The sequence below is a fragment of the Flagellimonas oceani genome (genome assembly GCF_011068285.1).
Classification (GTDB): Bacteria; Bacteroidota; Bacteroidia; order Flavobacteriales; family Flavobacteriaceae; genus Flagellimonas; species Flagellimonas oceani.
Genome location: NZ_CP049616.1, coordinates 4,358,563 through 4,373,458, shown reverse-complemented (window position 1 = coordinate 4,373,458; position 14,896 = coordinate 4,358,563). Strand labels below are relative to the sequence as shown.

Annotated in this window: 13 protein-coding genes and 1 tRNA gene; 6 read left to right on the top strand and 8 right to left on the bottom strand. The window is 42.7% G+C overall.

Translation table 11 applies throughout. The annotated features are described in order from the left end of the window. Positions 1 to 76: 76 nt before the first annotated feature. From GVT53_RS19845 to GVT53_RS19835, 3 genes are all read left to right on the top strand, one after another. Positions 77 to 1,006 (top strand): DUF58 domain-containing protein, encoded by a 930-nt coding sequence (locus GVT53_RS19845; RefSeq protein ID WP_166250205.1) that lies wholly within the window; start codon positions 77 to 79, stop codon positions 1,004 to 1,006. Between the two features lie 124 nt (positions 1,007 to 1,130). Further along, positions 1,131 to 1,204 (top strand) — tRNA-Asp (locus GVT53_RS19840). Between the two features lie 253 nt (positions 1,205 to 1,457). Then, positions 1,458 to 2,693: a site-specific integrase gene (locus GVT53_RS19835; protein ID WP_166250204.1), complete on the top strand. Its 1,236-nt coding sequence runs from the start codon at positions 1,458 to 1,460 to the stop codon at positions 2,691 to 2,693. Positions 2,694 to 3,010: 317 nt separating this feature from the next. Here the strand turns inward: GVT53_RS19835 and GVT53_RS19830 are convergent, their stop codons facing one another. From GVT53_RS19830 to GVT53_RS19815, 4 genes are all read right to left on the bottom strand, one after another. Beyond that, positions 3,011 to 3,628, bottom strand: coding sequence for a hypothetical protein (locus GVT53_RS19830; RefSeq protein WP_166250203.1), 618 nt, complete (start codon positions 3,626 to 3,628; stop codon positions 3,011 to 3,013). A 4-nt stretch (positions 3,629 to 3,632) separates the two neighbouring features. After that, complete coding sequence (locus GVT53_RS19825; protein WP_166250202.1) at positions 3,633 to 4,166, bottom strand: DnaJ domain-containing protein; 534 nt, start codon at positions 4,164 to 4,166, stop codon at positions 3,633 to 3,635. Then, positions 4,166 to 4,387 carry a hypothetical protein gene (locus GVT53_RS19820; RefSeq protein ID WP_166250201.1) on the bottom strand — a complete coding sequence of 74 codons (222 nt, stop codon included), beginning with the start codon at positions 4,385 to 4,387 and terminating at the stop codon, positions 4,166 to 4,168. The genes GVT53_RS19825 and GVT53_RS19820 overlap by 1 nt, the downstream gene beginning before the upstream one ends. A gap of 259 nt (positions 4,388 to 4,646) precedes the next feature. Continuing rightward, on the bottom strand, positions 4,647 to 4,883 hold the full coding sequence (locus tag GVT53_RS19815) for a hypothetical protein (protein ID WP_166250200.1): 237 nt from the start codon (positions 4,881 to 4,883) through the stop codon (positions 4,647 to 4,649). Between the two features lie 791 nt (positions 4,884 to 5,674). Between GVT53_RS19815 and GVT53_RS19810 the strand changes: the two genes are divergently transcribed. From GVT53_RS19810 to GVT53_RS19800, 3 genes are all read left to right on the top strand, one after another. Then, entirely contained in the window at positions 5,675 to 8,704 is a 3,030-nt protein-coding gene (locus GVT53_RS19810) for a SusC/RagA family TonB-linked outer membrane protein (protein ID WP_166250199.1), read from the top strand. Positions 8,705 to 8,719: 15 nt separating this feature from the next. After that, positions 8,720 to 10,159 (top strand): RagB/SusD family nutrient uptake outer membrane protein, encoded by a 1,440-nt coding sequence (locus GVT53_RS19805; protein ID WP_166250198.1) that lies wholly within the window; start codon positions 8,720 to 8,722, stop codon positions 10,157 to 10,159. Between the two features lie 83 nt (positions 10,160 to 10,242). After that, entirely contained in the window at positions 10,243 to 12,561 is a 2,319-nt protein-coding gene (locus GVT53_RS19800; RefSeq protein ID WP_166250197.1) for a zinc-dependent metalloprotease, read from the top strand. Positions 12,562 to 12,677: 116 nt separating this feature from the next. Here GVT53_RS19800 and GVT53_RS19795 read toward each other — a convergent pair whose 3' ends face one another. From GVT53_RS19795 to GVT53_RS19780, 4 genes are all read right to left on the bottom strand, one after another. After that, positions 12,678 to 12,923, bottom strand: coding sequence for a DUF6520 family protein (locus GVT53_RS19795; RefSeq protein WP_166250196.1), 246 nt, complete (start codon positions 12,921 to 12,923; stop codon positions 12,678 to 12,680). Between the two features lie 71 nt (positions 12,924 to 12,994). Further along, positions 12,995 to 13,432, bottom strand: a complete 438-nt coding sequence (locus GVT53_RS19790; protein WP_166250195.1) for a MauE/DoxX family redox-associated membrane protein — start codon at positions 13,430 to 13,432, stop codon at positions 12,995 to 12,997. A 96-nt stretch (positions 13,433 to 13,528) separates the two neighbouring features. After that, complete coding sequence (locus GVT53_RS19785; protein WP_166250194.1) at positions 13,529 to 14,455, bottom strand: helix-turn-helix domain-containing protein; 927 nt, start codon at positions 14,453 to 14,455, stop codon at positions 13,529 to 13,531. Between the two features lie 12 nt (positions 14,456 to 14,467). Next, entirely contained in the window at positions 14,468 to 14,851 is a 384-nt protein-coding gene (locus GVT53_RS19780; RefSeq protein ID WP_166250193.1) for a DUF7793 family protein, read from the bottom strand. Positions 14,852 to 14,896 lie beyond the last annotated feature (45 nt).

Here is a 14,896-nt window from a genome sequence, read left to right as displayed (position 1 = left end):
TTTTGGAATTAGATTTTAAAAAAGGTTTGGCAAATGCCAAGCCTTTTTTATTTTATCTTGTCTGCAGAAATCAATTATGGACGTACGATCGGAACTTAACAGAGCGACCCTTTTCCAAAACTTGGAACTTTTGGCCCATCAAATTGTGGAGGGATTCATCAGTGGCATCCATAAAAGTCCGTTCCACGGGTTCTCCGCGGAGTTTGCCGAACACAAAATCTACAATCCTGGACAGAGCACCAAACACATTGATTGGAAACTCTTCGCCCGAACGGACCGCTTGTACACCAAACGCTATGAGGACGAGACCAATCTGAGATGCCATATGATCTTGGACAACTCGACCTCCATGTACTACCCGGAAGTGAAGGAATATGCCTTGGACAACCTCAACAAAATTGGTTTTGGGGTGCTTTCCATCACCGCTTTGATGCAGGTTTTGAAAAAACAACGGGATGCCGTTGGCTTGAGCATTTATTCTGATACGTATGATTTCCATGCTTCGGAAAAGAACAGCGAGCGACATTTTCAGATGCTGTATTCCAAATTGAACGAAGTGGCAGCACATAAGACGAACAGCAACGAGACCAAAACCTATACCTTTCTGCATCAAATTGCAGAGAAAATACACCGACGGAGCTTGATTTTTCTGTTTAGCGACATGTTTCAGACCGAAACGGAAGAGGGAAAACTTTTTGAAGCGCTACGACATCTTAAATACAACAAACATTCGGTGGTTCTCTTTCATCTATTGGATAATGAGCATGAGCTCCATTTTGATTTTGACAATTCACCCAAACGTTTTGTGGATGTTGAAACGGGCGAACAGATAGATTTGTATGCCGATTCCGTTAAAAAGGCATATTCAGAAAAAGTAGCGCAGTACCAGAAGGATTTAAAATTAAAATGTGCACAGTACCAAATCAAATATGTGGGGGTTGATGTTCGGTCGGGCTTCTCACAAGTGTTGAACTCGTTTATGATAGAGCGGCAAAAATTTGCTTGACTATTTTTTTAAAAAAATGTTTTGCCATATCCGAAATGAGAATGTATATTTGCACTCGCTTTAAAAAAGCATTGAACAAGATTTGAATCCGACTGTTGTCGGAGTCTAAAAAGATAAAATCATTGGTCTGGTAGTTCAGTTGGTTAGAATACCTGCCTGTCACGCAGGGGGTCGCGGGTTCGAGTCCCGTCCAGACCGCTTGGAATATTTCCAAATTTACACAAAAGCCTGTAAACTAGATGTTTACAGGCTTTTTTTCATTTCCATTGACACCAAAAAATAGCAAAAAACACCATATAAAAGGTGCCTAATTCGGTGCCTCTCAAGACTCTGGTTTCAGAGGCACCTCCATCGCTATAATTAGCTGTTTTGCAATTTATTGCAAGGATTTGTTAACATTTATTTAAGACCTCTTTTTGTACCTTCAAAGTGTTAATTTAATCCTATTCTTATGTTTTCAACAATCAATGTCATCTTTTACCCAAAAAGAAAGGTAGTTAAGGAACCCAAAAAATCAATTATATACGCTCGAATCACCCTCGATGGGAAACGTGCAGAGTTCAGTACGGGCAAGCAAATTGAACTTTCCAGATGGGATGCGGACAATTGCAGGATTCGAGGTAAAAGCCCAGAAATACTAGTGCTTAACAGATTTTTCGATACTTTAAAGGCCAAGTGTATATCTATCTATGATGAGCTTGTCCGTAGTGGTGAATATGTGGATGCCGATACCGTGAAGAACATCTTTTTGGGCAAGGGTCAGAAACAGTATATGATCTTGGAAATATTCCAAGATCACAACGATCAAATGGAAAGTTTAGTGGGCAAGGAATATTCCGCAGGAACACTTCAACGGTATAAAGCTGCCAAATCACATATCTCCGATTATATAGTACACAAGTACCAAAAAAAAGATTTTCCGCTTAAAAAGCTCGATTATAAGTTTATAACGGGCTTTGATTACTTTTTGAAGAGCAAAAAAAATTGCTCCCATAATACCGCGACCAAATATATCGTCAATTTCAAGAAGATTGTTCGCATCGCCTATGCCAATCAATGGATCGATCGTGACCCTTTCTTCCACTGGTCCGCCAGTTGGAAACAAAAAGAACGAGAGTTTTTGACGCACGAGGAACTGGAAGCTATGCTAAAACAAGAATTTGAATTTGAGAGACTGGATACAGTACGGGACATGTTTTTGTTCTGCTGTTATACCGGATTGGCCTTTGCCGATATAGAAAAGTTGACGAAGGACGATTTGGTGAAGGACATCAAAGGAAACAAATGGATCAAGACCAAAAGAAAAAAAACCAAGGTTTTGAGCAGTATTCCCCTATTGAGCATCCCAGAGGCAATCATTGACAAGTATAAAGAACATCCCAGAGTAATCAAAAAAAAGACCTTACTACCGGTATACACCAATCAGCGCACCAATTCTTATCTGAAGGAAATTGCAACGGCATGTAAAATCAAAAAAACATTGACCACGCATTTGGCCAGACATACTTTTGCCACCACCGTGACCCTTTCCAATGGGGTACCTATTGAGTCCGTGAGCAAAATGCTGGGCCATACCTCATTGAAAACAACACAGATTTACGCAAAGGTTTTGGACAGTAAAATTTCAGATGACATGGAAAAATTGAAAAATGACCCTGCCCTATTGGAATTTGCAAAGTCAATATGAATTTAGCGATGTCTTAAAAGGGGTAAGGCTACATTTTTAGGGAAGGCTACACATGCACCTCTCGGCAATCGCATACAACCTCAAAAAATACCTGAAATTCATTGAAAAACGCTCGAAAAGTGGGGCGGGGCAACTTGCTTTGTCCACTTTGCCGAAAAACGCTTTTATGTTGCTATTCGGAGCCCTTGAAAAACAATTAAAACCCAATCTTCAATACTGATGGGAAAATAAAAAAGCCCCTTAATGAGGCTTATAACGATCGGTTTTGGTGCTGATCAGGGACTTGTGCAACGGTTACCATTGTTAGCATTAGTTTTTTATTTCAGTTTAAATGTTTTTGTCGCTTTTTCAAGGTCAGATTTCCATTTATCAGAATCAATAATTCGATATTCAATGTTCAAAGTATGTTGTCTGTTTCCTTTCCAAAAGATGTAAAATTCAGAATAGGTTTGTGGTTTTCCGTTCATTTGTCGAACGTAACTGTAATTAATTGATTTGTTACCGTTTAATGTTACAATTTTCACTCCATTCCATTTTATAATTTTGGCAGGATAAGTCGGATTATTAGCGACTTCGTAAATTTGTGATTTATACATTTGATTAAGGTCGGCAATATCTTGACTTGTAATTTCGGTCGTATTTAAGTCTGGAAATTCCTCACTTGCAAAATCGGTTCTAATAATTATTCTTCCATAAGTGTCTAAATTTTTGCCATTATTAACACCTTTCTGCTGGAAAACAATTCTCTCTGCGTTTACAGAAAAATGTCTTTTTTGGTAATCGATTATTTTTTTGTAGTTACCTGATTGAACTTCTAAACTTGAAGGCATTTTTATTTCGCCCCAATTACCTAAATCTATTTTGTCCCAATTTTCTTGACTAAACCCTAATTGGAATAATAGCATTGTTAAAGTTAAAATGATTGATTTTTTCATACGTTTATCCTGTGCAAGCTTTAAAAACTATAAGAATTATTATGCCACCAATTGCATAACCAATAAACAATTCCAGCATCTTTGAACCTGCTGCTTTAGTTGCAGTTACGCTTAACTCTCCGACCTCTCGGATTGTTTGTTTTGCCAAATCTACCGCTTGACGTCTTGCATTTCTCATCCATTTCTTTAATATTTCGTCATCAAATTCATAATTCGGTTCGTTTGCCTTTTCTTTCCTTTGATTATTTTCGGATTGAGATTGTTTAAAATCTTGCGATGTTTTTTCTTGATAGTAAGAATTAGACTTTTGAGTGAATTCTTTATACCTTAAATATTCTCGGTCATAACGTTCACGAGCCTCTTTATCTTTTAGTATTAGATAAGCTTCATTTATTTCTTGCATTTTTTCTGTAGTATCTGTACCCAAATTTCTATCTGGATGCCATTTTACAGCTTGCTTTTTAAATGCAGCTTTTATTTCTTCTTGAGTTGCTGTTTGATTAATCTCAAGAATTTTATAATAATCTTTAAATTCCATTAACTGGTTTTGTCTAATTGGTGATTATCATTGTCTTTATCATCAGTTGGTTTTTTCCAAACTGCTCTGATTCCGGCAATCATTCCACCAAATAGAATTAATCCAAATATTCCTGGGGTTGCGTTTCCTCCACTTTTTCTTGTGAAAGTTAATGCTCCGAATAAAAAGAAAAATCCAATTAAAATTCCGATTGTTACTAATACTTTTGCTCCTTTACTCATAATTTCGATTGTTGGTTTAAATTAATGCTAACTAGTTTATATCCACAACTTTATTCAGCATATACAGCCAATTTGGTCAGCTATGCAAAGGTTTTTCAATGGAATGGAAAAGCATAGTTTTCTAATCTTCATTAAAATGTTGGGGGAGACAACGTTAAATGTAAGAATTTTCTAAAAAAGGAAAATGCGAATTTCTGTAAGGAATTTAAAAAGGGTAGAAGCTATTTGGTTAGATAAATTTAGAAGTTATTGATTTTTCTTATTCAATTTCGAAATCAAAATCATATAAAACTTTAACATGTAACCCCAAACCCTTGGCGATTGGAAGCAGGGTTGTTACTTTAGGTTCATTTTCGGCACTAATGATTCTATAGACTTGTTTACTTTCGATATTACCCAAGGAGGCAACTGTTTGAACATCTGTATCACGCTCATTGATCAGCCTTAAGAGATTTTCTCCTAATTTTCTTCTATATGCCATCCTCCAATCTTTCATAAAGGCAATGTCTATGGTTTTTAGGAAAAAAAATTGTCAAGTTTGACAATAAGTATAAAATTTTATTATATTCGTTTTAGTATTAAGTAATTTTGCGATTCTTCGTTTAGAACATATTTGAAGCTTTCGCTTAGAGTCTCGTACTAGAAAACTGGTAATTTTTATGGAAACGAGATAATAAGTAGATTGCTCACGACCCGGGGCGTGGGCTCTCTTATTGTTTCCAAGGCATACCAGTGCCCCTAGTGCAGTAAGTTGAGTTCCGCGCCTTTTTTGTTTAGGTTCATATCAACTTTTTTCTTAGCGTTTAGTTTCTTTTGCTTTTCGAGGCATCGCCCAACCAATGGGTTATGAGAAACAAAAGACTTGTTTTTTTAACAGAGATATCATCATCGGTCGGTTCCAATTCTAGAGCGGGCCTGACCCTATTTGATATTCTCTTTAAGAAAAAGCCCAAGAATCCTATTTGATCCATTCATGACTATAGTTATGGGAAACACGATACACTATTCCGGTTTACGATATCCTTTTGTCCCATAGCTCACCATATCCATTTTAAGGGTATCCGGCCCTAATACAATTTCATAGTCATTTTCCTTCTAGGAATCCTATTGCCAAGAGCCATTGCTACTTGGACAGGGTGGCCTATGTCCGAACCTTAATGCCCTCAAGGAAGTTACGGCTTTATCCTGACTTTTTGGGCAGTGTGGCTAAAAACCTATGGACTTAAGTATTTGCCCATAGGAAAAAGAAATATCTAACTCACGCTTTAATCAAAAGAACTCAAAACAATGAAGAACTCATCAATACACATAAGCAGGACCAAAATGTTCCTGTTCTTTCATCTCCTATTAGCTCCCCTACTCCACCAAAAACTGGTAGCAGGGACAACATTGGATCCACCACAAAATACCATTTCTGGTACCATTACCGATATGAATGGACTGCCTTTGGGCGGAGTCAATGTAGTGGTAACATCCACTAACCGGGGAACCATTTCCGATATGGACGGTACCTACAGCATTCAAGCGGGCAACAATGACCTTTTGGTCTTTTCCATAGTAGGCTTTAGGACCTTGGAAGTCCCTATCGATGGAAGAAATACCATCAACGTCCAAATGGAAGAAGATGTCACCCAGTTAGGGGAAGTAGTCCTCAATGCGGGCTATTATACGGTTTCCGAAAAGGAACGGACAGGAAGTATCGCCACCATCAAATCAGAAATCATGGAAAAACAACCCGTGGCCAATCCACTGGCAGCCATGCAGGGACATCTATCGGGCGTCAACATTGTGCAGAACACAGGAGTCCCTGGAGGTAGTTTCTCTGTAGAGGTCCGTGGCCGAAACTTCCTCAACGGAGTTACCGACCCCCTTTACATCGTGGACGGCGTACCTTACGGTTCCCAGTCATTGGCAGCCCCTCGTGTCTCCACCGAAATCATCGGGAACATCAGTCCCCTGAACGCCATCAATCCCAACGACATCGAAAGCATCGAAGTATTGAAGGATGCTGATGCCACGGCCATCTACGGCTCCCGTGGGGCGAATGGGGTGGTATTGATCACCACCAAAAAGGGAAAGTCTGGTAAAACCCGCTTCGATGCCCATTTAAGTACCACCCTAAGCGAGGTTTCCAATTTCTTGGACTTGATGAACAGCCAACAATATTTGGAAATCCGTAGGGAAGGCATAGACAACGATGGGCTTACCCCGCTATTGGAAAATCCTACCCTTGACGGTTTTTGGCCCGATATTACGGTATGGGACAACAATCGTTATACGGATTGGCAAAAGGAATTGATCGGAGGTACCGCCTATCGCCAGAATGCACAGCTTTCCATTTCCGGCGGCAACGAGCTGACCCAATTCTTGGTCAGCGGCGGTTATTTGAAAGAGACCACGGTATTTCCCGGGGATGCCAATTACAGAAAGGCAAGCTTGAACAGTAATCTGACCCACCGATCCAAAAATGGGAAGTTCAAAATCAACTTTTCCAGTAGTTACACCCGAGAGGATAACCGATTGCCAGGAGCAGACTTTACCCAGCAAGCCTATTCCTTGGAACCCAATGCCCCAGCCCTGTTCGATGAGGAGGGCAACCTGAACTGGGAGAACAATACCTGGGACAATCCCTTGGCCGCCTTGGAGGAGGAATTTGTAGCTGCCACCAACACCATTATCTCCAATGCGATTTTATCCTACGCCATAACGCCCAACTTGGAACTGAAGTCCAGCATGGGCTTCACCCGCTATCGATTGGACTCCTATGTCACCAATCCCAATACAGCCAGAAACCCAGGTCTGGGACTCACACCACAAAACTTTTCCAATCTGACCACCAATGCCTCAGAGCGGGAATCATGGATCGTGGAGCCGCAGTTGAACTGGAAGAAGCATTGGGACAGGCTTTCGCTGGATATATTGGTAGGTACTACCTTCCAACAAGAAAGTTCGAATCAAATCGTACTGCGGGGAAGGGGCTTTCCCAATAATGGCCTGATTAAGAATTTGGCCGCAGCCCAATCCTTGGAAATCTTCTCCACTTCGGATGCCGATTATCGTTATAGTGCCCTATTCGGCCGTATCAACCTAAAATTGTATGACCGATATATTTTGAACCTTACGGGCCGTCGTGACGGGTCTTCCCGCTTTGGTCCGGGAAGGCAGTTCGGAAACTTTGGCGCCGTGGGCCTTGCCTGGATCTTTTCAAGGGAAGCCCTCTTTAAGGAAAGCTCCTTTTTGAGCCATGGAAAGCTTCGGGGCAGTTATGGAATCACGGGAAGTGACAACATTGGTGACTATCGTTATTTGGACACCTACAATGTCTCCGGGGAATCCTATGCAGGCACTACCCTATTGGAACCCTCAGGCATATTTAATCCACAGTTTGGCTGGGAGGCCAATCGAAAATTGGAAGCCGCCTTGGAACTCGGGTTTTTCAATGATCGGGTTTTCCTTAACACCTCTTGGTACCGAAACCGTTCCTCCAATCAGTTGGTAGGGATTCCCTTGGCAGCCACCACTGGCTTTTCCCAATTAACGGGCAATTTTGATGCTGTGGTCGAGAACACGGGACTTGAGGTGGACCTACGAACGGTCAATGTCCGTTCCAAGCAGTTTCAATGGTCCACCACCCTGAACCTGACCATTCCCAAAAATAAGCTGGTCGAATTCGATGACCTTGAATCCTCCACTTTTGCCAATCGGTATGTCATCGGGGAACCTTTGACCATTGTAAAGCTCTACAATGCACTCGGTGTCAATCCAGAGACAGGCATCTATGAGTTTGAGGACTATGATGGAGATGGGGAGGTCAGTAATCCGGGGGACTTGGAATGGATCGAAGATTTGGCCCCAAAGTGGTATGGGGGCATGGGCAACACCTTCACTTTGGGAAACCTGAGCTTGGACGTGTTCTTTCAGTTCAAAAAACAGCGGGCCTATAATGCGGTCCGCTTCGATGCCACCCCCGGGTTTAGGGGCAATGTGCCCGTAGCCCTATTGGACAGATGGCAACAGCCTGGGGATATTGCGACCTATCAGCGCTCTTCCAGTGGTTTCACAACGGTCGAGGATTTGGGGGGGCGCCAACAGAGTAGCAATGCCGCGGTATCCGACGCCTCCTTTCTCCGTCTCAGGAACATTTCCCTGAACTACAAGCTGCCCACCATGGAGAATGGGTTGGATATCAACGTCTACCTGCAGGGACAAAACCTATGGACCTTGACCGATTACTACGGGCCAGATCCAGAACAACCCTCAAGCACGCGCTTGCCTCCGCTAAGACAGCTCACTTTAGGCCTACAAATCAGTTTTTAACCAAATCCTTTCAAGATGAAAAAAATAGATAAAACAAGATATCATAAAAGGACAGCGATAAAGTCCTTTGTAAAGAACCCCATTTTATCAAGACCCTATCAGATCCTCATCCTGCAATGCTTGTTGCTTTTGGGATGTACGGAATTCGTTGAAGTCGATCCGCCACAGAACATTCTCATAGCTGAGACCGTATTTGAAGACCCTGCCACGGTGGAATCCGCAATGGCCAATCTGTATTTTAACATGAGGGAGCAGGGGATGGTATCTGGAAACTTTGGCCTGACCCCTACCCTTGGCATTTATGCCGATGAACTGGACTATTATGGATTCAATGTGGATCTGGCCCAATTCTACAATCATAACATTATCGCTACCAACAATCGAGTGGAGCTATGGTGGAACCAGGCCTACAGCCTGATCTACGGGGCCAATGCCATCATTGAAGGCGTGGAGTCATCCAAAGCCTTGAGCAGTTCCGAAAGAAACAAGTTCAAGGGAGAGGCCCTTTTCATTCGCTCTTACATGCACAGTCAATTGGTTGGGCTATTTGGGGATGTGCCCTATATCAAGACCACGGATTATGAAGAGAACAATAGGGTTTCGCGATTGCCTGAATCTGCTGTGTACGACAATATCATTGTGGACTTGGAAGAAGCCGTTGAGCTCTTGGAAGGCCAAGAACCTGTAACGTCCAACAGGGTCATTCCTGATGCCTATGCCGCCAAGGCCCTTTTGGCCCGAATGCATTTGTACGTTAGGGATTGGGAACAGGCGGTATCCTATGCAACGGATTTGATGGAGAACTTTCAATTGGAAATGGATCTTGACCGTGTCTTCTTAAAAGCGTCCACAGAAACCATTTGGCAGCTACAGGCCGATGATCAATTTCCCATCAATACAAGTGAAGGAGGCACATTGACCATTGAATTGGTCCCGGGTCAGACCTATGCCCTTACCGAAGAGCTGTTGTCGTCATTTGAAGAAAATGACCTTAGGTATGAGGAATGGACCGAACCCATCTCGGATACGGACGACACCATCACGTTTTACTACCCCCACAAATACAAGGCCGATTACAATGAAACGGAATCCTTGGAATATTCCATTTTGTTCCGTTTGGCCGAACAGTATTTGATCCGGGCAGAAGCAAGCGCCCGTCTGGGAAATCTCATTGGGGCCGCGAACGACCTCAATCAGATCAGGGAGCGGGCAGGACTTGCTACCACACAAGCAAACACCCAGACTGAACTATTGGAAGCTATCCTGAAAGAACGGCAACTGGAACTTTTTACGGAACAGGGACATCGTTGGTTCGACCTTAAACGCACTGGAAATGCGGCAAACATCTTGGATGGCATCAAGCCCAATTGGAATGACACGAATCTACTGCTACCCATACCAGAATCCCAATTGGAACTCAATCCAAATCTATTGCCTCAAAACGCAGGCTATTAAAACAAAAAAAGACCAATAACAGGACCTTGTCCAATAACAAGGTCCTGTAATAGGGTCAATTCAATAGTAAAACATAACGTAAGATGAAACATATCAAATTACCCTTTATTCTTTTATTCCTCCTCTTTGGGCAGTTGAAAGCCTCACCGTTTAATGGGGAATTCAAAACCGTCCTAGATAGTGATCACAGCCCAGTTTTTTTGACCACGGAAATCATAAGGGACCAATTGTTCCTCAACATTCCCCAAAAATTATTGGACCAACCCATGTTGTTCAACTGCTTTAAAGGAATGACCAATAGCTATATGCAAATAGCGTGGGCCCGACATAGGGATAACATCATATTAAAGGCCCTTAGTGTTCCATCCACTTCTGGGGTTATTTTGCCCGTGGTAACGGACAGGGCTTTGATGGACAATGTACTAGCCATTTTCCCCATGGAACAACAACAAGATGAATCCAGGGGATACCGCATCGATGTCACCGATTTGATCTTGAACAAGATTGTCGAATGGCCCCAATATCTTGGCGTATCCTTTGGCCCCTCCATTCCTAATATTTCATTTGTAGAGGACAGCAAAGACCGTGACAACGAGGTCATCATCAAAATTCGACGAGGAATGGTCTCTAAAAAAGAAAAGGTATCGTTTCCCATGTATTTTAGCTTTTCAACTTTGCCTGAACCCATGAAATCAAGAACTCATGATTATCGAATGGGTTATTATAGCGAGGACCTTTATGGAATCCGACATGGCATCCATCCCGATGGGACCCATAACAGCAGGGCCAATATTAGAAGGTGGCGGCTGATAAAAAAATATAAAGACAACAGCAGCAGCGTTCCTTTCAAACCCATTACCTTTCTGTTGTCCCCTGAAATTCCTAAAAAATGGCGCCCCTATGTTAAAGCGGGCATCGAGGAATGGTTGCCTGCCTTAGAGGCTGCAGGCTTCAAAGATGCTATACGGGTTATAGAAACCGATAGTTTAAGCGAATGGGATAAATTCAGTATCAATACCAATATAGTTTATTGGGGGCAGAAACGCTATTTTAGGGATTATGAGCAAAATGAATATGGGGGAACCATTGGATGTGTCATCGATGACCGAACAGGTGAAATCTTAAAGGCAGACATTTTTTTGAACGCTTCCCGAGAGACCCTGGAGGAAAGGTATTTTATCCGGGCAGCTCCCTTGGATAAAAGAGCGCGCAGCTTTCCCTTCCCTGATGACTTGACCGGACGATTATTCCAAGGATTGACGGCCCATGAGACCGGACACGCCCTAGGTCTTAAAGATGGAAATTTTGGAGAGTACAGTTATGGTGTGGATCAAGTAACCGATCCGAACTGGTTGACCACTATGGGACATACCCCAAGTGTCATGAACTATACCAGGCACAACAATATCCCGCAACCCAAGGATAACATCCCTCCGAACTTATTGATTCCCAAGGTCGGTCCCACAGATCTCTATTCCATAAGATGGGGTTATCAGGAGTTCCCATCTGGTACCACTAAGGAAGAAGAATCCCAACTGTTGGAGACCATGATTCGTTTACAGGATTCCTTTCCGTGGTACCGGTTCAATGAAACAAGATTTGAGGACATCGGCCCAGCTAAGACCGATGAAGTGGTCGAGACCAACGACCCCGTGCGCAGTACCTCCATGGCCCTGCGGAATGTAGAGCGCGCCATCGCCATGATACCCAGTGCCACCTCGAATGAAACAGGCAACGCAAGATTGTTCCGTCTGTACAACAAATCCGTCAATCTATGGTACGATCACATGAAGCATGTTGCATCGGTCATCGGTGGCTATGACTTGCAATATCAAGCCTTGGACCAGCCTGGAAATATGTTCGACCCCATTGCATGGAGCAAGCAGGAAGAAGCCATTGACTTTTTGGTTCAAAACGCATTCCACCCACCAAAGTGGTTGACCGATCCTGATTTTATGGTAAAGGTGAAGTATACCACCTTTCCTGATAAGGTCTCGGAATACCAAATTAAGTTAATGACCGAATTATTGCTGGCTCCAAGGTTCAAACGATTGGAATATATGGAAGGACTGATGGACAATAAGCTATTGGAACAGTTTCTGGTAAGAGTACAGGAGGGTCTATTCCAAAATCTGGACAACGAAAAGGATATCTCTCCACGAATACAGGAACTCCAAAAGGCCTATATCGAAAGATTGGGGGCCATCCTGGACATTGAAATTTCGGTCTATAATTCCGATGCTCAGCTGACCGACTATACCGATTATGCAAAAGGACTATTGGCGGAGCGGTTGTTGGAACTAAAGACCAAATTGGAAAAGAATGTGAACAAGGGACGGAGAACAGAAGTGAATGGACATTGGCTTTTATGCCTTCAAAAAATCAACACTATCCTACCTTGAGCAGAAGAGTTTTCCCTTAGCAAAGTATACTAATACTTCTGCATGGGAGATGTTTGAGTTAGTCAAAAAAGGTGCCCGAATTCGGGCACCTTTGGGTTAATGGCATTTAAAACCAATCAAGGTTTGCGCAGGGGAATACTTGCGAAATCTGGTTCTGAATACAATTGATTCCCATTGAATTCACAGGGTAATTGCCCTGTTGGGCCACAGTCATCTTCAATCATGACAGTCTGCCAACCCTGTCCTGGAAGAAAATAATGAGCCTCTTGTGTCACGCGCTCATTCTCGTTGGCAAAGGCCAGGCCGACCGCCATGAGGATGGCGAAGGCCGGTAACAACAATTTGAAAAATTTACCTTTCATAATGTTAAGTATTATAAGTGAATGCCTACTCTATTCTAGGTTTTCGGCTTCCCCTTTCACTGCACAGTATTTTAATAGGTTTCGATATTATCGTGTTTCTTGGACCAAAGGATCCCTAATAAAGCAAAGACCATAAATGATACATTCAATAGGACATGGTCCCTCCATCCCAATGCTGAAATAACCCCGCCACAGGAACAGGGGACGGTATCACTGAATTTTAAGACCAAAACGATATAGAGGGTAAAGCATCCCAAGAGGACAAAGCTGGCATAGAGTGCCATGATTTGGTATCTGGGCAACCACAATAGGCCAGCAATGATCAATTCCAGAAAGGGTACTGCCCATGATATCAAGGAGGCATAGGGGGCAATATAGGGCATCCGTTCCATGCGCCATTGAAAGGTGTCCAGCTCGATCAGTTTGCTTACCGCTGTATACACAAAAAGAAGGGTCAGCAAAAGACTGAAGAGGGTAACAAGCTTGGAGTGGATTCCTTGATTCGACATATCGTTTAATTGGATATGACAAAGTTCGGAGGTCTCGTTTATCCCTAAGGGAGCAATTGTTATCCGAAACGGATTAAATCGATGTTTATGAAGCAGTTATGACCGTAATTCGCTTGGGGAACGCCCATATTTATCCTTGAATGCCCTTGAAAAATGGGTCTTGCTCTTAAAGCCTGTCATTTGAACAATCTGCTTGATGGTATGGGTGCTATGAAGGATAAGGGTCCTTGCCATTCTAAGTCGCTCCTGAATCAAAAACCGAAATATGGTCGTACCATACACTTGTTTGAACCCATATTTCAACTTGTACTCATTGGTACCCTCCTGATGTGCCAACTCCTTTAATGAAGGAAGATCCTTGTCCAGATTGTTGATGATGGCGTCATGTACACCACGGATGATCTGGATGTCCTTTGGGGTCAAGGTGACCTTGTGTTCCTTGGTTCCCTTGGTCACTTTGAGTGTCTTTTTGGGAAGTCCCGTTTCAAAAGGTTCTCCTTTGGAAAAGAAAACCGTATTCAATAGGATTTTTTGACCGCTCCCATCCAATGCTTGGTAGACCGATAACTGACAATCCTTGGCCAATATAAGACCTTCATTGGTCATAAATTCCAAAAACAACACCGTTTCAGACCGTTCTCTTTTAAGGTGTTTGGACAACTTTTTGGCCCATCTTTCCCGGGACTTTTCAGTCATAAATTCAGTGATAGGCTTTCCGATAAGGTCCTTGGGCAGATAGGACAATAGGGAGCAGGTGCCATTGGTGACCAATTCAATTTGACCGTGGTCATCCAAGATAAGGGACAGTTGAATGATACATTGTGGGGTAGTATGGGCATTGGCAAAACCTTGATGGATAAAGGCCGCTCGAATTTCTTCACTGACCATATTGAGCATCACCACCAAAGAGGCAATATTGTCATTCTTATCGGAAGGTTCAATGGTGTAAAAGAAATTGCCCTTCGCCATTTCCAAGAGCATTTTCTTGATTCGTTTTACCCTAAAGTCATCGTTATTTTCCATATCCCCTTGTTTCTAGTTTTTGGAGGTGTGTTTTGCCAAAAAAGCCAGGGCTTCTGATTTGCTAACAAAAGATGCCGTCGGAATCTTAGTAGGATGGGTGTTCATATAAAAAATACTGAGATCGTCCGTTACGGGCGGGTCGATCAAAAAGGCCAGGGCCTTGATCCATAGTGAACCCTCCAGTGCCAAATAATCCCGCGCCGCCTTATTGATGGTCCTCACATCCCGAATATCACAGAGTACCGGCATTTCCCTACCTTCCTGCAGGTGCATCCGATCCTGTACGATCAACTCTGCCGCCTTCAGGTCAATGAGGGGCACCTTTTTATAAATGACGTGCATTAGCTCATCGGTCAGGAGATAAATCGCATAGTTGTTTTCATGTGTCCTTTTCATTTCTAGAAAACTGGTTAGCAACTGGAATTTACAAAAATATTGGAA